16 protein-coding genes are annotated in these 21,710 nt (G+C 34.1%); 7 read left to right on the top strand and 9 right to left on the bottom strand.

Features of this window, described 5'->3' with window-relative positions:
• Positions 1-20 precede the first annotated feature (20 nt).
• From fetA to ABN099_RS00820, 3 genes are all read right to left on the bottom strand, one after another.
• Entirely contained in the window at positions 21-671 is a 651-nt protein-coding gene (fetA, locus tag ABN099_RS00830; protein ID WP_349461790.1) for an iron efflux ABC transporter ATP-binding subunit FetA, read from the bottom strand.
• A gap of 247 nt (positions 672-918) precedes the next feature.
• A complete protein-coding gene (locus ABN099_RS00825; protein ID WP_349461789.1) occupies positions 919-1,839 on the bottom strand; it encodes an acyl-CoA thioester hydrolase/BAAT C-terminal domain-containing protein in 921 nt (306 codons plus the stop codon).
• 128 nt (positions 1,840-1,967) lie between these two features.
• Positions 1,968-2,882 carry a helix-turn-helix domain-containing protein gene (locus ABN099_RS00820; RefSeq protein ID WP_349461788.1) on the bottom strand — a complete coding sequence of 305 codons (915 nt, stop codon included), beginning with the start codon at positions 2,880-2,882 and terminating at the stop codon, positions 1,968-1,970.
• Between the two features lie 91 nt (positions 2,883-2,973).
• Between ABN099_RS00820 and ABN099_RS00815 the strand changes: the two genes are divergently transcribed.
• The 3 genes from ABN099_RS00815 to ABN099_RS00805 all read left to right on the top strand — a co-directional run bounded on the left by ABN099_RS00815 (position 2,974) and on the right by ABN099_RS00805 (position 6,251).
• Positions 2,974-3,597, top strand: a complete 624-nt coding sequence (locus ABN099_RS00815; protein ID WP_349461787.1) for a TetR family transcriptional regulator — start codon at positions 2,974-2,976, stop codon at positions 3,595-3,597.
• Between the two features lie 63 nt (positions 3,598-3,660).
• Positions 3,661-4,146, top strand: coding sequence for an NUDIX hydrolase (locus ABN099_RS00810; RefSeq protein ID WP_349461786.1), 486 nt, complete (start codon positions 3,661-3,663; stop codon positions 4,144-4,146).
• 509 nt (positions 4,147-4,655) lie between these two features.
• Positions 4,656-6,251, top strand: coding sequence for a methyl-accepting chemotaxis protein (locus ABN099_RS00805; protein WP_349461785.1), 1,596 nt, complete (start codon positions 4,656-4,658; stop codon positions 6,249-6,251).
• Positions 6,252-6,393: 142 nt separating this feature from the next.
• On the opposite strand, the gene ABN099_RS00800 is transcribed toward ABN099_RS00805, so the two are convergent.
• Positions 6,394-7,392 carry a 2-hydroxyacid dehydrogenase gene (locus tag ABN099_RS00800; RefSeq protein ID WP_349461784.1) on the bottom strand — a complete coding sequence of 333 codons (999 nt, stop codon included), beginning with the start codon at positions 7,390-7,392 and terminating at the stop codon, positions 6,394-6,396.
• Between the two features lie 150 nt (positions 7,393-7,542).
• On the opposite strand from ABN099_RS00800, the gene ABN099_RS00795 reads away from it, so the two are divergent.
• The 3 genes from ABN099_RS00795 to ABN099_RS00785 are packed head-to-tail and all read left to right on the top strand — an operon-like array spanning position 7,543 to position 10,719.
• Complete coding sequence (locus tag ABN099_RS00795) at positions 7,543-10,179, top strand: YdbH family protein (RefSeq protein WP_349461783.1); 2,637 nt, start codon at positions 7,543-7,545, stop codon at positions 10,177-10,179.
• Positions 10,180-10,184: 5 nt separating this feature from the next.
• A complete protein-coding gene (locus tag ABN099_RS00790; protein WP_349461782.1) occupies positions 10,185-10,376 on the top strand; it encodes a YnbE family lipoprotein in 192 nt (63 codons plus the stop codon).
• 10 nt (positions 10,377-10,386) lie between these two features.
• Positions 10,387-10,719, top strand: a complete 333-nt coding sequence (locus ABN099_RS00785) for a YdbL family protein (RefSeq protein WP_349461781.1) — start codon at positions 10,387-10,389, stop codon at positions 10,717-10,719.
• A 216-nt stretch (positions 10,720-10,935) separates the two neighbouring features.
• Here the strand turns inward: ABN099_RS00785 and ABN099_RS00780 are convergent, their stop codons facing one another.
• The 4 genes from ABN099_RS00780 to ABN099_RS00765 all read right to left on the bottom strand — a co-directional run bounded on the left by ABN099_RS00780 (position 10,936) and on the right by ABN099_RS00765 (position 15,727).
• A complete protein-coding gene (locus tag ABN099_RS00780) occupies positions 10,936-13,341 on the bottom strand; it encodes a fimbria/pilus outer membrane usher protein (protein ID WP_349461780.1) in 2,406 nt (801 codons plus the stop codon).
• A complete protein-coding gene (locus ABN099_RS00775) occupies positions 13,310-14,002 on the bottom strand; it encodes a fimbrial biogenesis chaperone (protein ID WP_349461779.1) in 693 nt (230 codons plus the stop codon). Before ABN099_RS00775 ends, ABN099_RS00780 begins: the two co-directional genes overlap by 32 nt.
• Before the next feature lie 108 nt (positions 14,003-14,110).
• Complete coding sequence (locus tag ABN099_RS00770; protein WP_349461778.1) at positions 14,111-14,671, bottom strand: hypothetical protein; 561 nt, start codon at positions 14,669-14,671, stop codon at positions 14,111-14,113.
• A 435-nt stretch (positions 14,672-15,106) separates the two neighbouring features.
• Positions 15,107-15,727, bottom strand: a complete 621-nt coding sequence (locus tag ABN099_RS00765; RefSeq protein ID WP_349461777.1) for an FMN-dependent NADH-azoreductase — start codon at positions 15,725-15,727, stop codon at positions 15,107-15,109.
• A gap of 253 nt (positions 15,728-15,980) precedes the next feature.
• Here ABN099_RS00765 and hrpA point away from each other — a divergent pair, with 253 nt between their 5' ends.
• Entirely contained in the window at positions 15,981-19,877 is a 3,897-nt protein-coding gene (gene hrpA, locus ABN099_RS00760; protein WP_349461776.1) for an ATP-dependent RNA helicase HrpA, read from the top strand.
• A 336-nt stretch (positions 19,878-20,213) separates the two neighbouring features.
• Here the strand turns inward: hrpA and ABN099_RS00755 are convergent, their stop codons facing one another.
• Positions 20,214-21,608, bottom strand: coding sequence for a basic amino acid/polyamine antiporter (locus ABN099_RS00755; RefSeq protein ID WP_349461775.1), 1,395 nt, complete (start codon positions 21,606-21,608; stop codon positions 20,214-20,216).
• Positions 21,609-21,710 lie beyond the last annotated feature (102 nt).

Raw genomic sequence — 21,710 nt, 5'->3', positions numbered from 1 at the left:
ATTATCTTTAAATGGTGAAATTAGGCACTAACATGTGAAGGTAGGTGGATAACATCATCAGCATGTTTAATTTCACCCTGATCATGTGTTACCCATAAAACGGCAAGTTTTTGTTCTTTTACATAAGTATGAACAATATCATTTACCTTCGTTTTATTATCTTCATCCAAAGCACTGGTAATTTCGTCTAGTAATAAGATTTTAGGCATAAATTGCAGATTTCTTATTAATGAAATACGTTGCCGTTCACCACCGGATAATTCATTAATTCCTTTTTTTACAATAGAATTTGGTAAACAAAAGTAATCGAGATCGGAGGTGATCTTTTTCTCATCGACAGCGATTTTTCGTAAAAAATAAGGGAATTGCAAGTTATCATAAACAGTATTACCAAATAGCATCGGTGTTTGAGTGCAATAAGAGACTTGCTGGCGATAGGACTCTGGTGAAAGTGTTAAATAATCTTTATTTTCAAAAAATAGCGTACCACTCGTTGGTGACAACAGTGATGAAATAACTTTTAGCAAGGTACTTTTACCACAACCCGAAGGACCCGTGATAAGTTTAAATTCAGACGGTTGTAGAGAAAAACTAATATTATCAAGAATAGTTTTGTTATCTATTTGATAGCCGATTTTATCAAGACGTAACAGCGAGTTATTACTTTCCATTCTTATCCTAAACCTAGAAGAGAGAATTATTATCATTATAGCCAAATGACGCTTTAACATATCTGCGCTATATCAGTCATTGGATAATGTTATTGGATAAATGTACTTACCTTTAAGGTTAGGCATATTGAAAAATTTGGCAAGTACTGAGTATCAATGCTTTTTTCCGATTAATAAGAAAAAAGCATTGTTATTATAGAATTGAACAATACTTTATCATGACTACGAGCTTTGATTATATTCCAGATTATTTTGCTTGTTTAGTATACCACTGCTGTATAGCACTAATAATTTCATCGGTATGATGCAATCCATCATCGCCATAAAAGCCATGATCTAACTTATCGTAGCTAATAAATTGAATATTAGGTTGTTGGATATTACGGTTTAATTGATAAAAGGCATCAACATCGACATTAATGTCGTTTAGTGTTTGAATAATTAAAGTTGGAGTATAAGTGTTCTTTTTAATCACTTGTTGTAAATCTATCGATAAAAATTGCTGCCACCAATATTTACCATGTTCACTGACTATTTGGTCATCATCCATCTGACTGTTTTTTGCAGCATTAGCAAATTGCTGAAAACTTTCAGTGGCTTCTTTAACGTATTCTGCTGGGGTTGTATGGCGAATATTATAAAGAACATCATCAATAAAAAAGCGTCCACCACCATTTAACGCTATACCCGCTTTAATATCTTTGCGTTGTGCAATAATGAGATGAACCATTGTTGCTCCCTCACTACCACCCACTAAGACGACATTAGGATAATCTGTCGATAATTTATCTAGCACTGCTGAATAATCATCGGTACGTTGTGTCGGATTATCTTTTAGCATGTACTCTAAAGGGCAATCTTTACGCTGATCATAGTTTTTGAGATAGGGTAATTGGGCAGTAATACCATATTTTTCTACCATTAGAACATCGCTATCAGGCAGCCATTGACCAAAAGTTTCTTGAATAAAGGTATTATCTTTAATGCTGTTACAGTCTGAACCTTGAAGAAGTACCAATAAGGTTTTATTTTGTTCACCGCGTTTATCGATGTAATAGTGAATTTCACTGCCATCTTTACGTGTTAATTGGTGGGTAGAAATATCAGCGTAGCTCATAACGGGTTGAGTTAGTAGCGCCGAGAATAATAATAACGATGAAATGCGCATGGTTACCTTATTTATAGAAAATAGAAAAATAGCCTGAAAATATCAGGCTATTTAATGTTGCTATAATGGAATATGGCTATATAAGCACATCTATCCTAAATAGACGTTTTGTATCTTTAGAGCCGTTATCAATGTATAGGAACATAATAGTCAATCTCTAATGTTTTTGGTAATTCCATCAGATCAATATTCGTTTCTATACAGACATAGTTTTCAATATCAGCACCTAAGCGGCGACATAAACCTAAAGCGGGTAAAGTATAAAAATAGATTTTCATCGCAAATTGCTTATATTCTTCTAAAGTGCCTTTAAACTGAAATCTTACATAACGTCCAGCTGGAATTATTTTTTTCCTAAACCCACCTGATTTTGAAAAATGGGTTAAATCACGCAAACCAATCTCATAATCAATCTGGATCTTATTTTTGCGTTCAGTGTTAGGTTGATAAGAGATAAGTACGGTACTTTCGGTAAAGTTTTTATCCGTATACAGTAAAAAATCATTCCAAAATTGATGACGAATATCTTCATGTAATTTACCAATATCCTCGATAGAACAGAAGTATTGATATTGCATTACATAAACATGGCTCTCTGACAAATCCATTATTTTCGGTATCGGTAAATCGCTAACCGCAAAGTTTATCGGTGGCTGAAAATTATCACCACATAAGATATCTATTTTTCGATATTCAGTCGGCGTTGCACCAAAAATGGCTTTAAAGCGACGAGTAAAAGATTGTTGAGAATCGAACTGATAACGAAGTGCGATAGTTAGTACTGGCAACTTAGTTAAACGTAATTCGGTTGCTGCTTTGGTAAGACGACGCCCACGAATATAAGAAGCCAGCGTTAATCCTGTCGCTTGCTTAAATACGCGTTGTAAATGCCACTTTGTGTAGCCTGACTTAATTGCAACATCATCAAGTAACAACGGTTTTTCCAGATTCACCTCAATCCAGAGAAGTAATTCCTTGATAATTTCTAAATTAAATGAGGATAAAGAATTGGAAGGGATAAGCCCATTGTACTGAGATGACATGATAATTTCCTGAAAAATATTTTGTACAGTTTACACAAAACTGATACCCATATATTATTACATACTTATGGTATGTTTTAAGGGTTTTATCATGAAAATAAAATCGCGGCAACAAGAGAATTCAGAACAAACGCGCACCGCCTTGCTCGAAGCTGCTCAATATTTATTTGTAAATCAAGGCTATTACGATATTTCCATCGATGAAATATCACGGCATGCAAGAGTTACCAAAGGTGCATTTTATCATCACTTCAGTAATAAAAAGGCATTATTAAAAGAGTGTTATTTGTTGCAAGTTCAGTGTGCTGTTGAAAAATTAACTCAAATTCCTTCTCATGAAGATAAGTGGACCGAGTTAAATACTATTTTTTCGCTTTGTGTTGACCATATTTATCAACATAAAAATGAGCTTATCCCTTTGCAAGATATTATTTCGGTACTAGGTTGGAAAGAGTGGGATGAAATAGATGCAAATATTTTTATCCCTAGAATTTATTCATGTGTAGATACGCTCTTTGAAAAAAATGAAATTTGTACTTATTCACCAGCCATTGTTGTTAATCTTATTTATGGTTTTATTACCCATATTTCGATTAACTTGAACAATAAAGCGGCATTGGCTGAAGACGCACGTAACGATTTTAAAGCTATTTTTGCCGATTTTTTAGCGGGTATAAAGCAAGCATCTTATCGTGTAAATCAAGACAATAAATAAAAATAGCGTAAAGCAATACCGTGCTCAGATAGTCATAAATAGAATAAAAAAGGTAACAAGAAAATGGAGTTGAACAATATAAAAAGTCATTTTACTGCTACAGGCATTGTATTTAACCAAGAGGGACAATTTTTATTTCACTTTCATCCTAAAATAGGATACTGGTTACCACCGGGTGGACATGTTGAAGAAAATGAAGAGCCGCAAAATGCAGTCTTAAGAGAAATAACAGAAGAAACCGGATTACAATGTGAATGTCTTTGCTATCAGCCTGAATTAGCACTTAATTTGATTAACGACGATGCCGTAGAATTAGTTAAACCCCTCGCCATTTTAAAAGAACCCATCAATGATAAAAAACAAGGGTTCCACTACCATATTGATATGATTTATCTCTGTCGCCCATTACAGCATAGCAAATTAACCAATAATTCTTTTCAATGGCTTACGCTTACTGAGTTGAAAACCAAAAAAACCTTTGAGAATGTGATAAGACTTATTGAACTGACGGAAAAATTATTAAAACTAAATGTTATTAAACTTTCTTAATATAAGAGAGTAAAACTAAATTAATAAGAGAATAGGGTGATTATTAGAAATCACCTTATTTTTTTGGAAATTAATAATAAACGGCATTTGATTTAAAACTAATAATATGGTTAATATAATTAACCTAACTAGGTGTTTGTACCTATCATTGTATTTATTTAAAACTGAATAATAAAAGAGCTAAAACTAAAAAATAATTAATGGCTTATCTTTTTATGAGTAAAATCATAGAGGTAGCAGGATATTATATAGTTAATTTTTAGCTGGAAAGTTAAATGAAGTGTTTATTTCATAAATAAAAAATATATTTCACTGCGCCCTAAAGTTTTTTGTAAATATTACCGACATTATAGATGTGGGCAGTATTCAATCTGTCTCTATATTCTAATGAATAACTTTTAGCCTTATTTTATTTACACCAGGGAATACTCTTTCTGTCTTGGAGAGTATTCCAATATCTTACAAATGTGCAGATAAAACAAACCTGTATATTTTGATGGAATATGACCATGTTTAAGAACATCAGTATAGAAAAGACCGTAAAGGTCATGCTGGCCATTTTATTCACACTTATTATGAGCATTATTTATTTTAGTTATGATGCTTCTAGTCGCTCTTATAATAACTTTGTTTCATCAAGCAACTTAAGCCAGCAAATGTTGCTTATGGGAAAAGCGCGTTATCAGATGGCGGTGATCAGAGCTAATATTAATGGACTTGATGGACAATTAAGAGTTAATGAAAAACCATCAGCAAAATATTTTCATCAAACAGCCGAGTATATTGAAGTAACACGCGAAGAGATCCATCGTTGGGCAGATGCTGAGAAACTCACGGTAGAAGGGCGTGAGTTAACTGATGATATGATAAAGCGATTTGATGAACTGCTTGATATTTTCAGTGGTGCACTTGATAGACTGCGTAAAGGTGAATTAAGTACACATTCAGCGAGTGCCAAAATGGATGAACTGAATGAAATCACGATGACTTATTATGCATTAGCTGACCGTATTGAAAGTAACTATATCGATATTGCAAAAAATTCACAGCAACGCCTGATGATTGTGGCAACAATTGCTGGTGTTATCGTGATTATCTTATTTGTCTTTATATTACGTTGGTTCTCACACAGCTTTATTGGCAATATTAGAATTTTAATTAATATTTTCAGTAAAATGAGCCAAGGTGATCTGAGTATGCGTGTTGATAACCACGGCACTAATGAATTTGGACAATTATTCAATGAAATGAATAAGATGAAAAACTCATTAAGTCATATGATCTCTTCAGTCAAAAATGCAGTGAATACAATCAGTGTAAGTGCTAGCGAGATAGCAACAGGGAATACCGATCTCTCTTCACGTACAGAAGAACAAGCGAGTGCTTTACAAGAAACTGTTGCCAGCATGGAACAGATTAAAACAACGGTTGAGAAAAATGCAGACAACTCGCGTGAAGCCAGTAAATTAGCATTAACGGCGACAAGTTCAGCTCAAAATGGCGAAACAGTCATGGATAGCGTAGTAGAAACAATGTCTTCTATTTCTGAAAGTGCGAAGAAAATTTCAGATATTAATGACATTATTAATAGTATTGCCAACCAAACCAATATTTTGTCATTAAACGCTGCTGTAGAAGCAGCAAGAGCGGGCGAGCAAGGACGCGGTTTTACCGTTGTTGCGGCTGAAGTACGAAATCTTGCTAGCCGAAGTGCGGATGCGGCAAAAGAGATAAATGAATTAATCACACATTCTGTTAATAAAGTCCAAGTCGGTTCACAACAAGTGGCTCAAGCGGGTCGTTCGATGTCTGAAATCGTAACAACCATTACACAGGTGAATGATTTTATGCAGCAAATTGCCCTTGCTTCTAATGAACAGAGCATGGGGATAAACCAAATTGCAATGGCAGTCAGTGAAATGGATACCGTAACTCAACAAAATGCCGCATTAGTTGAAGAGTCAGCAGCCATTACCGCCAATATGGATGATGAAGCACATCAACTCGCTAACTTAGTTGCACAGTTTAAAGTAGAAGATGATATCCAAAACACCTATACCCGTGGTGCTATTGAATCTACAGCGACTGAGCAAAATAAAGAATAAAAGTAGATAGTTGTTCGTGATAAAATAGACAAAAATCCCCATTCATAATAAGTAACTTTAAATGAATGGGGATTTTTTATTTTGCTAAAAATGACTTTATGCCAATAGTTTGGCATTAATCTTAACTAAACTAACCGTTTTATTAAGCTTTTATCTGGTTAATACACTCAGCACCGCTGATGACTTCTTTAATATTATGCAAGGTTGTTTCGCTAATACTAATGAGTGCTTCTTCAGTTAAAAATGCCTGATGCCCAGTAAATAACACATTATGACAAGAAGAGAGACGACGGAAGATATCATCTTGAATAACGTCGTTTGATTTATCTTCAAAAAATAGGTCACGTTCATTTTCATAAACGTCCATACCTAATGCGCCTATTTTGCCTTGTTTTAATGCATTAATAGCTGCAGCAGAATCAATTAAAGCACCTCGACTGGTATTGATAATCATCACACCATCTTTCATTTGTGAAAAAGCGGATTCATTAAGAAGGTGGTGATTATCTGCAGTTAATGGGCAGTGCAAAGAAATGACATGAGAATTGGCATACAGTGTTGCTAAATCTACATATTCTACACCTAAATCTAAAACCGCTTGATTAGGGTAAGGATCAAAGGCAAGCAATTTCATGCCAAATCCTTTTAAAATACGCAGTGTGGCTAAACCTATTTTACCTGTACCAATAATACCCGCAGTACGGTTATGCATATTAAAGCCAGTTAATCCCTCTAACGAGAAATTAGCATCACGAGTACGTTGGTATGCTCTATGAATGCGACGATTTAAAGAAAGCATCATACCAACCGCATGTTCTGCAATTGCCTCTGGCGAATAAGCAGGAACACGTACCACGGTTATACCTAGTTCAGCAGCAGCTTGAAGGTCTACATTATTAAAACCAGCACAACGTAGCGCAAGAGTACGAATATTTAAACTAGCAAGCTCTTGTAATACAGGACGACTTGCATCATCGTTGACGAAAATACACACAGCATCTGCACCAACGGCATTTTTTGCTGTCTGTTCTGTTAAATTAAAATCAAAATATTCTATATCATAATGATACCCATTATGCTGATTAACCCATTCCATGTGTTTCTGGTCATAATGTTTAGTACTATAAGAAACGATTTTCATCCAGTCTTCTCTACTTTCGATTAAATTTTTGTTCTGAGGCTGGAAAATCAAGAATTATCCATCCCCAATATGAAAGAAATTAATACTATTATTATAAACGATTTTAACAAGGTAAGTGGATGATTCTGGTTTGTTTAAAAGGAAGATGATGTGTTGTTAAAAAAAACAATCAAATGGACAGGAACGATACTACTTAGTGCTGGCGTTATTGGTACAGCATTATGGGCAACTATTCCGCATTGGTTGCCTGTTATCGCCAAATCTTATTTACCAGAAGGGATATCTCTAACGTTAACACAGCCTAAGTTACAACAAATAGGCATTTCAATTGATAATATTGCACTGAATAGTGAAAATTGCACATTAGCACGCATTGAAAATTTTGCGTTTCTCTATAAAAAACAGCAAACGGATCCTTTTCAATTTAGTAGCCAGAATTTGATATTTGATGAGCACTGTTTTTCTCAATTACCCGCAGCAGAAAAAGAACAAACAGCGCAAGCCCCGATTAAATTAGACGCTTTGTTAACATCTATTCCCGCACTTGCTGTCAATATTCAAAATGTACTCTTAAAAGGTTATAGCGATTATCAAGGTACGTTAAATTTAGCCAGTGAAAATAATGGACGCTTAATTACCTATCAAGGAGATAAAGCGGATATTCGTCTCTTTATTCGTGATAATCAATGGTTAGATATCCAACGTGTTAAAGTGAGTTTGCCCGATAATAATAGTGTTGAACTTGCTGGTGAAATAGCACTACCACTTGATGTAGATTCACTACCTGAAAATGGCTCAATTAATGCGACATTTTTAACCTCCCATTATGACAATCCTTTAGTTTTTGTTGGAGAATGGCAAGGAAAGGCGGGTACGTTGTCGTTAGCAGAGCAAGGTGGAGGGCAAGCATTAATGTTGCTTCCTTGGCATGCTAATGCCAAAAATATCACCATTGAAAATGGGCGTTGGGAGTGGTTTGGATTAGATCAACCATTACGTGGTGGTGTTGATATTAATATTGCTCAGTGGCAAAAAGGGTTAACAGATTTAAGATTAACTGCGCGATTAAACGTGATGACAGAGGGAAATGCGGGAAAAGGTAATCTAGTGATTTCCATTCCTGAAACATCCATAAATTGGTTAGATGCACAGATCCCCATTCAAATTACAGGTGTGGTAAATAAAGAATTAATGCAGGCAAATGCCCAATTACCAGTAAAGGTGACGGGAATGTTGACTGATCCAACCATTGAATTTCAGTCAGGCTCATTATTGCGATTTAAAGGGCCTGTAACTGAAACCTTAACAGTAAAAGATGCACGTTTACCTCTAGCAGGTACTACATTTTCATCAAAAGGTTTTAATGGGCGGTTAAATGCCATTGTTGTGGCACAAGATAGTATTTGGGGCGATTATCGTATTCATTTCCAAGGTAAAGCTATCGATTTCTTACCTGATAATGGTACTTGGCAATGGCGTTATTGGGGAGAGGGTGATTTATTACCATTAAAAGCCCGCTGGGATATTGCAGGTACAGGGTATTGGGCTGATAAATTAGTAAGTTTTGAAAAACTTACCACAGGGTTTGATGTTTTAAAATATCAGCACACCACAATGACGGCACCAAGATTAACACTATTAAGTCCATTTCGTTGGCTGCGAGATGATAAAAAGCCTACCTTTGGCGGAAAATTAAAGCTAACAAGCCAACGAGTTTCTCTTCCTTCTGGTGGTTTTTTAGATAAAACAAATTTTATTGCAACAGTTAATGGCGAATCACCATTTAATTTTAATCTAAAGGGTGAAATTAGCGCTAAACCAAATATAGGACCAATTGCAATAAATACACGTTGGGATGGCGAACGATTAAGAGGTCAAATGCGTTGGCCTTCGCAATCCATTAATGCATTTCAATCTTTATTACCTCCGGATTTAGGTATTACGCTTGATAAAGGCGAATTTTATACTCAAGCTGGGTTTTCTATAGCACCAGGACAAGGATTAACTGCTGGTGGTCATCTTGTCGTAAAACAAGGTGGAATGTGGCTTAAAGAAGGAGTCTTAGAAGGTTTAGATTTTGTTTTACCTTGGCGTTTAACGGGTGATGAATGGCAATTGGGCGTAAAACAACCAGTACAATTACGAATTAAACGTATCAACAATTTATTTGAAATGACCGATATTACCGCTGATCTTCAAGGGTTTTATCCCATGACTGAAAATAAGCCGCTAGTATTATCTAATGTTAATGTCGCGATGCTAGAAGGTACTATTTCAATGAAGGCGTTATCTATTCCTCAACATGAAGAAGCGATCATTTCATTGGATAACCTTGAGCTTAGCCATCTATTCACTTTACTAAAAGTGACTCAGTTTGCTGCATCGGGTAAAGTGAGTGGTGAATTTCCATTTTATATAAATAATAATCAATGGATTATAAAAAATGGTTGGTTAGCTAATTCATCTTATCTAACGTTAAGACTTGATAAAGACTTTGTTGATTCAATCGATGACAGCAATATGTCAGCAGGTGTTGCAATGGCGTGGTTACGCTATTTAGAAATTAGTCGCTCTTGGACTCGGGTGAATTTAAGTAACTTAGGTGAGTTAATTCTAGAAGCAGAAATACAGGGAACAAATCCATTAGAAGATAAACGGCGACAAGTAAATTTAAATTATCGACATGAGGAAAATGTCTTTCAATTATGGCGAAGTTTACGATTTGGATCACAATTAGAAGAGTGGTTAGAAAAAAGCCTATCGGATTTAGGGAGTGAGTCAGAGTGAATACAATGAAAAAATTATCTTTTTTGGCACTCGTTGCCATTAGTGTATCAAGTTTAACAGGGTGTATCCGGTTGGAAGTGGCAACGCCAGATAAACCTATTAATATCAATATGAACGTTAAAATTGAACATGAAATCAATGTCAAAATTGATCGTCAAGTTGAAGATCTGCTAAAAGACAACAGCGCAATTTTTTAAAGGATAGACAATGAATTATAAACGATATCTATTAAGTGCTGCGCTAATGCTGATTTTTTGGAGCACAGGCGCAGCTGCCCTTACTCTTGATGAAGCGAGATCACAAGGGCTGGTGGGTGAAACATTTAAAGGCTATATAGAGCTTGTTCAACCCAATAATAAACAAGCACAAATTCTTGTTGATGAAATTAATCAGGCAAGAAAAGCGAAATATGCTGAAATTGCAAAAACCAACCAAGTAACACCAGAATCAGTTGCTCGATTAGCGGGTGAAAAACTCGTAGCAAGGGCGAGTGCAGGTGAGTATGTAAAAGGTATTAATGGGCAATGGGTTAAGAAATAACTTACACTCATTAGTATATTATTATTTTACTTAAAGTAGAACGCGATTTTAATTAACGTTCTACTTTATTAATTACTATTTTCTGCTCTATAAATAATTAGAGGGAAGGTCATGATCCCCCCGTCTTGCATAAGAAGGAGATAAGGTAAATATAATAAGTAATGAGAATAATACTTTAACTTTTTTCATTGTTAGGTGTTTCTAAAATCTATTTTTCTATTGGCAATTAATATCTTTTTTGATTAAGTCATCATCTTTAATATCATGATTAATATCAAAGTGAAATTGACATTGCTGTTCTTTATTATTTCCCCATTTTATTTTTATTAATCCCACTTTATGTAAACCCGAGAGAAACACTCTATTATTATCAGAGACAAAACTTTGTGTTATAAGATTATTTTGACTATCAAATGCAGTTGCTGTTGCAGCAAAAGGGAGTTTTGATGATGATTGAAAAAGAACTCGATAACCTTTTCTTACAGGAAAGGTGACTTTAGCTATAGCGCCTAAAGTTGGTACAACGGTTTTTGTATAATAATTTGATTCGCTATTTATTGGTAATGAAGCCGCATCTAATATAATCTTATTTTCGTGATATGGCATCAGGTTTTGTAATGCTAAATAGCCATATTTATCTGTTTTTCTATGAGAATAATTTATTTTCATACCACTCATGCCTTGTGTATCGACTAAAGCGAATGTTCTGCTTAGATAAGGAGATAGTGTAATGGCATTTTGATGTAAAATAAATGCACCTGTAATACCCAACCTAAGATTATAGTTATTGCTAGAATGTTTATATCCATGGATGCTATATATTTGATTATCACCTCTATATTGTAAATTTGCTGAAGTTAAATTGTGATTTAAATCACTTTGATAATTTATTGAATAATTAAGTGCAGAATTCTCTAAACTAGAACCTCCTATACTCATAGAATTAGCATACTCTTTATTATTCTTATAATAGTAAAAACTATTACTAATCCATAGATAAGCATGCTTTTTTGTGAAAATTGGCATGCTAAAGTAGACAGAAAAATGATTATCATTATGTTGATATTCTTTTTTTAAATTATATTTAAGAGAATAGTTTATCTGATTAAATGATGATGAAAAAGAAATGTCAAAGGCGAGTCTATTGTCATTATTTTGATGGTTTAAGTAATTAAGATTTAAAAATAAAGAGCCAAAGTCTTTAATTGGTTGAAAAACTGAAATGGTGTTTTTTTTTACAAGTGCATTCTTTAAGTTTTTTTTATTATCTGGTTCTATATATTGATAATATGAAGTACCAAAAATAATCTGTGTATTAGTTGATAATAACTTCTTACTATAACGTAGTTGATACTTTATTTGACTAAAATCACCATCTAAATAACTAATATCTGAGGCAATCCCACCGATAGCACCTAGCTCAAAAATAAACCCAGTTAAATAAGTGTTATTGTTTCTTTTTTTTCTTATAGCACTATATGAAGTAATTTTTTGGTTAATGCCATAAGCAAACTCACCAAGAAAGAAAAAATTATTACTGTTTGATGCGCTTATTTTTTGCTCTATACTGCCTGAAATAATATTATATTGATAATTTCCTCTGTTTAATTTATTTGGCATTGAAGTAAAGTAATGTATTATTTTTTTCACTCGACCATCAGCCTCTTTTATCTCTATTATCAGTTCACTGCTTCCAATTGTTGGCAATGAATCAAAGACGAATGGTCCTGGTGGAACTATTGTTTCATATATTTTTTTTCCTTGTTGTTTGACTGTAACTAAAGCTTCTGTCTCCGCAATACCTTCAATGATAGGCTTATTAGCATAAAGGTTATTCCCTACTAATAAATTATTAGAAATAAATTGAAAACCTATTATTTTCTCACTAGAAAGTGTTCTACTAGAAGGCATGAATTTTCCACTGTAAAAAATAGATGAAAAGGAATCTAAGTTTCTATATGCATAAAGTGAATATAGTTTAAAGTTATTTTCATAATTAACACGAGAATATTGATAATGACTTCTAATCCTCCATTTATTTAAATTAACACCTGAATCAAAGGTGATTTTTTGATTAATAAATGAACGTCCATTGTAAGTGGTATTGTAATTATAAGTACTAAAAAAGGCGTTTATCCCATCATCCCATAATGATTTATCCGCTAATGTTTTATTTTTTTTCTTTAATGCTTTTTGTGGAATGTTTAGGTGGAGTTTTTTTAATGATAGTTTATAGTCAAAATCAATTGAGTATTTATTTAATGGGAACGATTTATTTTCCGGTGTTATTTCATAAAAAGAAGGATCTATTTTTAATTCAATTAGATCAGTATAAGAAAAAATAGGGGTTAATCTATTATCTGCATTTTTAAAATGAATGCTTTTTTGCTTGATAAATTTATTGTTAACATAAATATTAGTTAAATAGATTCCTTCTGGTTGATTGTTCTTCAATAATTCCGAGATTATTTCTGGGGAAATTTTTTTCATGCTTTTACGGTAAATAGAAGGTATCTCTTCTGCATAAACAGAATGACAAGTAAATAGGCTTAATAATGATAGCGTAATAAAGCTAAAACCAATCTTTTTTTTATTCATTGATGATTTTTTTTGAAGGGGCATCTATAATAACCTCATGTTCATTCTTGATACTATAGCTTAGGGTGTTAATATCTCTTATCTTCGTTTTAGTATTATATTTTCCAAAGGGTGGTAATCTTTTGGTTTTATCAAAAATCACTTTATCTTTATTTTTAATTGACGTAATAGTTAAATAGTATGGAGTAGGGTTGTGTATAATTAATTCATTATCGTTGTTTCTTAAAATATCAACTTTATAATATAAATCATCTGCTATTGGTTCTAATGATTTAGGTCTATAAATAAGGTTGTATATCATATTGAGAGATATATGTAATATATTTTCATTTTTTCCATTAACTATAGGAATTGATTTTATATTTATTTTATAGAGAGATTCTTTTTCATTATCAGTAATATCATCAATTTTAATTATATCGAGAAAGAAGGTTTCATTAGCACTAAGTTTAAAAATAGGCGGTGATATCATAAAAGGTGATACATCGTCATTTTCAGTATTGGCTAATTTAACAGAGCTTTGAATAAAATAGGCATCATCCGAATTGTTTTTTATTTCTATTTTTTCATTATTATTTTTTTCTATATAAATAAATTTATTTTTATTTATTTGAATGCCTGATTGGCATACTGGTATTATGCTTACCAATGATATAATCATTAATGATAAAGTGATTTTTTTCATACTCTTCCATTAGTATAGAATAATAAAGCCGAAAATCGGCTTTATTATTAATTATAATTTCCATAGCTGTGGCTACACATAAATAAGATTAAAATATTAAACGTTAATTTAATCATTATCATCTATGGTGATATTGATCGTGGTAGGTGCAGTTATTAAGCCGGCGGTAATTGCATTTTTTTCGACAGTGGCAGGTAAGTAATAATTTATAGGAATTGTAAGTTCTGTATCACTATTAGGATCAATGTCTATTGTGCGAATATAATGGCGGTCCACAAGACTAAAGATATTGTTATCTGGACCCAGAAGAGCAACAGAAAGATTACTCTTTCTATTATCTGGTGCACTATTTTCTAAACCAGCCAATCCTGTGGAAGGTATTGATATTTTTGCATGCCTTATATTGTTGGAGCAATTACTGAATTGAATAACAATATTTCTATTATTAATGCCAATAGGAAGACGAGTTAAGTTATTAAATTCTTGATTTGCATTAAGATCATCTAATCGAATATTTCTTGGTGTTGGTACAACGGTACAGCGATTAGGTGATTTAACAATACCATTAACTCTAATAGTCTCTGTTCCTACAATATATTCAGTTGATATTGCTGGGTGAGACATAGTCACACCCGATAAAACAATCAGTGAGAGTAATATTTTTTTCATTTTTAAAATCCATTTAAGTATTTAATTTTAATAAAGCTATCTATCATTAAGATGATTTTACTTTATTGCTTGTTTAGCAAGAAAGATTCTATTTTGTAGAGAAGGCAAGTGGCAACCTAAAATTAACAAAGAGAAAAGTATAAAAAAAATATAAAAGATGAAGTAACTAGATATAATTTAGAATATAGATAGATAGTTTGATATTTTTGATGGATTTTAGAATGGTCAGAATTTTGTTTTTAATTGTCTTTTTTATCTAAGTAAATAGATGTTCATTATATGAAAGTTAATGTTTATAATTATTTAGCGATGTGAATTTATCATATATTTTTATTTTAATCCAAAATAAAAAAGAACAACATAGATAATGATGTTCTTTTTTGATCGGTGAATTTCTGTAATTTACTAAAATAGATAGTATTTAATGGTAATGTTTTAGAAGGCAGTGCTTTTAGCCATTATGATTGCATCAAGTTCTTTCTGCGCCTTAAGGTGAGCTTGCTGTGCATAATCTTCACTGTAAGCAACACCTTCGGTTAACACAAATTGTACGTCTGTAATCCCTATAAAACCTAAAAATTGAGTTAAGAAAGGGACTATTAGATCAGAAGGTTGATCTTTATGAATGCCACCACGGCTTGTGAGTACAATAGCCTGCTTGTTTTTAAGTAATCCAACTGCTCCAGATTCACTGTAACTAAACGTTTCACCAGCGCGCGCAATAAAATCAATATAGTGCTTTAATTGTGCAGGAACTGAAAAGTTATACATTGGTGCAGTAATTACAATTACATCATGAGCTTTTAGTTCAGCAATGAGTTCATCTGATAATGCTCTTGCTGCTTTTTGTTTATCAGAAAGCATTGATATCTCTTTGCCAAAGGCAAACATGGTTGCTTGGTCTAGTACAGGAACAGGATCTTTTGCTAGATCACGCACAGTAAATTGATCATTTGGGTTTGTCGCGAGCCAACTATCAACCAGATAATCAGTCATTTTATTGCTATGAGAGTAGTTATCTAAAATGCTTGATTTCAGCACAAGGATCTTTTTCATTTATTTCTCTTTGCTTCGTAGGTTTAAAATGTAACTTTAGTCATATGCAAATAATTATATTTATTTGATAACAATATATTACCTAAACATAAAAATATCACCTTACAATCCTTTGAATAAACTATTCAAAAATTCTGAGTATTACTTAATAAGCACAATAAATTTAATTAAGCCTTTATGTGCCAATGTTGTGTTGTGATATCATTAACCAATAAATTTAGACATAAAGTAACCTCTAGAAGGACAATAAAAGGTGACATTATCATCTGCCACGCTCTATCAAGAAATAGAGCAATTATCGTTGCGGGAGCAGCAACGATTAAAAAAACGTCTACGAGGCGTCGCTAAAATTAATAATGAAGAGTCAAAACAAGCTGTATTAAGTGCAATTAAGCAAAATATTATCGTAGCACAACAAATTATCAGTCGTCGTCAAACTAACTGCCCTGAAATCACGTATCCTGAAAATCTACCCGTTAGCCAGAAAAAAGAGGCTATCTATAATGCAATAAGAGATAACCAAGTTGTGATTATTGCAGGGGAAACCGGGTCGGGTAAAACAACCCAGATCCCGAAAATCTGTCTTGAGTTAGGACGAGGAATAAAAGGGTATATTGGGCACACACAACCTAGACGTTTAGCTGCACGTTCAGTTGCTGAACGTATCGCTCATGAATTAAAGAGTACATTAGGAGAATCGGTAGGTTATAAAGTTCGGTTTAGTGATCATGTCGGTGATAACACACTGGTTAAATTGATGACTGACGGGATTTTATTAGCTGAATTACAGCAAGATAAATTGTTGCTGCAATATGACACAATTATTATCGATGAAGCACATGAACGCAGTTTAAATATTGACTTTATATTAGGCTATTTAAAACAGCTATTACCTCGACGCCCTGATCTAAAAATTATTATCACATCAGCGACGATTGATCCTGAAAAATTTTCTAAGCATTTTAATCAAGCACCTATTATTGAAGTATCAGGCAGAACTTATCCTGTTGAAGTGAGATATCGTCCTATTGGTGGCGATGAACTTGATAGTGATAAAGATATGACCGATGGCATTGTTGATGCGATTAACGAGCTTGGTAACGAAAGTGCTGGTGATATTCTTATTTTTATGAGCGGTGAGCGAGAAATTAGAGATACCGCTGATGCACTTAATAAATTACAGCTTCGCCATACTGAAGTATTGCCACTATTTGCTCGACTTTCTAACAGTGAGCAAAACCGTATTTTCCATCCTCACAGTGGAAGACGAATTATATTAGCAACTAACGTTGCTGAAACTTCATTGACTGTGCCAGGAATAAAATATGTTATCGATACTGGTTATGCTCGAATTAGCCGATATAGCTATCGAACTAAAGTGCAACGGCTACCAATAGAGCCTATTTCTCAAGCATCAGCTAATCAACGAAAAGGACGTTGTGGTCGCGTTTCTGATGGTATCTGTATTCGTCTTTATTCAGAAGATGATTTTATTGCTCGCAGTGAATTTACTGATCCTGAAATATTAAGAACAAACCTTGCCTCTGTTATTTTACAGATGACCTCAATCGGTTTGGGGGATATTAGTGCATTCCCATTTGTACAAGCACCAGATAAACGAAATGTACAAGATGGTGTGCGTCTATTAGAAGAGTTAGGCGCTTTACAAAATGAAACTGATAGCCAAGGAGCCTACCATTTAACGCCAATGGGGAAACAACTTGCACAACTTCCTATTGATCCTCGTTTAGCGAGAATGGTACTTGAAGCACGAAAATATGGTGCTGTTAAAGAACTAATGGTAATTACATCAGCGCTCTCTATTCAAGATCCTCGTGAAAGACCGATGGATAAACAGCAAGCTTCTGATGAAAAACATCGTCGTTTTCAAGATAAAGAGTCTGATTTTCTCTCTTTCTTAAATATGTGGGATTATTTAAAAGCCCAGCAAAAAGAGTTGAGCCAATCGCAGTTTCGTAAACTGTGTAAGCATGAATTTTTAAACTTTATGCGAGTACGTGAATGGCAAGATGTTTATACCCAATTACGTCAGGTAGTTAAAGAGTTAGGTTTCCCTGTTAACAGCGAACCGGCTGATTTTAGAAGTGTTCATGTCGCACTATTAAGTGGTTTGTTATCTCATGTCGGTCAAAAAGATGCAGAGAAGCAAGAGTTTACCGGCGCGAGAAATGCACGTTTTTCTATTTATCCGGGTTCTGGCTTATTTAAAAAACCACCCAAATGGACAATGGTTGCTGAACTTGTAGAGACTTCACGTTTATGGGGACGCATTGCTGCTCGTATCGATCCTGAATGGATAGAACCTATTGCCGAGCACTTGGTGAAACATCACTACAGTGAACCTCATTGGTCAAAAGCACAAGGTGCGGTAATGGCTAATGAGAAAGTGACACTATATGGTTTACCTATTGTTGCATCTCGCGCTATAAATTACAGTCAAATTGATCCGTTATTATGTCGAGAACTCTTTATTCGCCATGCTTTAGTTGAAGGTGATTGGCAAACTCGTCACGCTTTTTTCCGTGAAAATTTAAAATTACGCACGGAAGTGGAAGAGCTGGAACATAAATCTCGTCGTCGCGACATTCTAGTTGATGATGAGACGATGTTTACTTTTTATGATCAGCGTATTCCTCAAGATGTTGTTTCTTCGCGCCATTTCGATAAGTGGTGGAAAGATACGCAAAAAGCATCACCTGATTTGCTGAATTTTGAAAAAAGTATGCTAATCAAAGATGATGCAAAAAGAGTCAGCGCATTAGATTATCCTAACTTTTGGCAGCAAGATAACCTCAAACTACGCTTAAGTTATCAGTTTGAACCCGGTACAGCCGCAGATGGTGTAACAGTACATATTCCGTTGGCGATATTAAATCAGGTTAAAGAAGAGGGCTTTGATTGGCAAATCCCGGGTATTCGACATGAATTAATCGTGGCATTAATTAAATCATTACCTAAACCAATACGGCGCAATTTTGTGCCTGCCCCAAATTATGCATCTGCATTTTTAGAGCGAGTGCCAAAACCAGAAGATCAGTTACTTGATAGACTTGAGAAAGAGCTACGTCGAATGACGGGAGTGACTGTTGATAGAGAAAGCTGGCAACTTGATCAAGTTGCTGATCATCTTAAAATAACATTCCGTGTTATTGATGATAAAAACAAGATGCTGGCTGAAAGCAAAGATCTCAATGCATTAAAAGAGAGCTTAAAAGAAAAAGTGCAAAAAACACTATCTGCAGTTGCGGATGATGGTATTGAACAACAAGATTTGCATATTTGGAGCTTCGGTGATTTACCACAACGTTATGAGCAAAAACGAGGTGGTTATTCTGTAAAAGCCTATCCTGCATTAGTTGATGAGAAAAACAGTGTTGGTATCAAGCTATTTGAAACAGAATTAGAACAGCAGGCATCAATGTGGGAAGGGGTAAGACGATTATTATTGTTAAATATTCCATCACCCATTAAGTATCTTCACGAGAAATTACCAAACAAAGCTAAGTTAGGTCTTTACTTTAATCCTTATGGCAAAGTATTGGAGCTAATTGATGATTGTATCGCTTGTGGCGTAGATAAACTTATTGCTTCTTATGGTGGCTTAATTTGGCAAGAATCTGAATATCAAAAACTGCAAGATTATGTAAGAGCTGAACTAAATGATGCTGTAGTGGAAATTGCTAAACAAGTTGAATCTATATTGACGCAAGTCTTTGCTATCAACAAACGTTTAAAAGGGCGTGTTGATATTAGTGTTGCTTTTGCCTTGTCTGATATAAAAGCACAACTTGGTCAGTTAGTGTTTCCAGGATTTGTAACTTCTCATAGTTGGAAAAGATTAGCCGACATTCCTCGCTATTTAAGTGCAATTGAAAAGCGGATGGAAAAGCTGGCTATTGACCCTAATCGTGATCGAGCCCAAATGAGTCGAGTCGAAAACGTAACTCAACAGTGGCAACAGTGGTTAGGCAAACTCAATGAGAAACAGAAGCAGCAAGAAGATGTGCAAAATATTCGCTGGATGATTGAAGAGTTAAGGGTGAGCTTATTTGCTCAACAAATAGGTACTCCTTATCCAATTTCAGATAAACGTATTTTGCAAAGCATGGAACAAATCAGCTTCAATTAGAGAAAATCTAACAATAGCAACAACAAAAGAAATAGCCTCATCATAACTAATTATGGTGAGGCTTTTTTATTAGGTAATTTTTATTCTTAACAACGCTCTTTATCCTTTATTAGTTACAACATACTGTTACTTTTTACAATTACATACCTAACCAATAGCATTATAAAAATAACCGCCAAATAGCTGAAATATTGGGAATTATAAAAATAAGCGGTATTCTTTTCTGAAGATAGAAGATAGAAGATAGAAGATAGAAGATAGAAGATAGAAGATAGAAGATAGAAGATAGAAAAAAGCCCCTGTATTTCTCAGGGGCTAAGATCACTAAGACTAATATTAAGCAATAGCTAGATAGGCTAGCGCTGGCATAGCACCAAATAATATAAGCCCTAACATGATTTTTTCACTAGTATGTAATGGTTTGTTATCTTTATATTGTCTACGAGTATATAGAAACATCAAAATACCCGGCGCATATAACACCACAGAAAGTAGCAAGTTAATTACACCAGAAGCATAAAGTAGCCACAATCCATACAAGCTTGCAGGAATAGCAATCAGTAATAATGCTCGACTACTACGTGCGATAGCAACTTTAAATAGAAATGCACCCACAAGAAAATAGGGTACAAGTATCATCTCTGAAGCGATGGTTAATAACGTATTATAATTACTACCGGTTAACCAAATGAGTACTAAAGAAAGTTGTACTGCACAATTGGTAAACCATAGTGAAGATGATGGTGCATCATTTTTATTTTGCTTACTTAATTGTTTCGGAAAAGAGTGATGCAAAGAGGCAATATAAGGGACTTCAGCCGCCATTATCGTCCAGCTTAAATAGGCACCACAAACAGATAAAATAAGACCTGCTGCAATAATTATCTCTCCCATGCTACCAATCAATTTAACTAATAGCGGAGCCATTGATGGGTTTTTCATCATCGCTAATTCTGGCTGGCTTACTAGCCCTTGAGATAATAAAGTCACAAGAATATAAATTATCAGCGCAACAACTACAGCAAGTACAGTAGCTAAACCTACGTCACGTCTATTTTTAGCTCTAGCAGATACAACAACAGCACCTTCGATACCTATAAATACCCACAAGGTAATCAGCATGGTGTTTTTAACTTGGTCCCAAACAGGTACACCCATATTTATGCCTTCAAAATCTAGCGTAAATATATCCATATTAAAAGCAAGCAGGGCAATGATGATAAAAAGACCTAAAGGAATTAACTTTGCCATGGTTGCCATTAAATTAATGCTTGCCGCTGTTTGTACACCTCTTAGCACTAACAAATGGACAATCCATAATAATATCGATTCACCAATTAAAGCTTGGAATGTATTACCATCACCAAAAATTATGTTTTCTGGTGTATCAGTAAAAAAGCTAAATGCGGCAAAAACAATAACAAGGTAAGAGACGTTAGCAACAACAGCACAAACCCAGTAACCCCACGCTGAGCAGAAACCAATAAACTCACCAAATCCCTCTCTAGCATAAGTAAAAATACCACCATCAAGATCAGGTCTAAGACGAGAGAGCAATAAAAGCGAGGTGGCAAGAAAAAGAATACCGATACCGGTGATGAGCCAACCAATAATAAGTGCTGCAGGGCTAGCAACTTCTGCCATATTTTGAGGTAAACTGAATACGCCAGCACCAACCATCGAACTTAATACCAATGCAGTTAGCGACATTAAGCCTAGTTTTTTATTCAAAGATAATTTCCTGCGTGATTAAAATTGTAAATAAATAGCTTATTTTCTTGTTTTTAGCTTAATAAACAGAATAAATATGAATATTTAAAATTTAGACAAAGA

The organism is Proteus hauseri, assembly GCF_040139125.1.
Taxonomy (GTDB): Bacteria; Pseudomonadota; Gammaproteobacteria; order Enterobacterales; family Enterobacteriaceae; genus Proteus; species Proteus hauseri_B.
This window is presented reverse-complemented; position numbering and strand designations above follow the sequence as displayed.